The organism is Paraburkholderia sp. J67, from assembly GCF_905220265.1.
Classification (GTDB): Bacteria; Pseudomonadota; Gammaproteobacteria; order Burkholderiales; family Burkholderiaceae; genus Paraburkholderia.
The window spans coordinates 1-232 of the sequence record NZ_CAJMZK010000144.1; the positions used below are offsets into that span (position 1 = coordinate 1).

General features: G+C 65.9%; 1 protein-coding gene. It reads right to left on the reverse strand.

The annotated features are described in order from the left end of the window. Positions 1–232: HlyD family secretion protein (locus tag U5782_RS41530; RefSeq protein WP_322049656.1), on the reverse strand; the 232-nt coding region annotated here is incomplete at both ends.

Sequence of the window (232 nt, forward strand, 5' to 3'; positions counted from 1 at the left end):
CTCCACCTGCATCGACAGGCCAATGCGCAGCGGGTGCTTCTGAAGTTCTTCGGGATCGAGCGCGACCCGCACCGGCAGGCGCTGCACCACCTTGATCCAGTTACCCGTCGCGTTCTGCGCAGGCAGCAGCGAGAAGGCGGAGCCCGTGCCGGCCGAGAAGCCCACCACCTTGCCGTGATAGACCACCGACGAGCCGTACACGTCCGCCGTCATTTCCACCGGCTGGCCGATA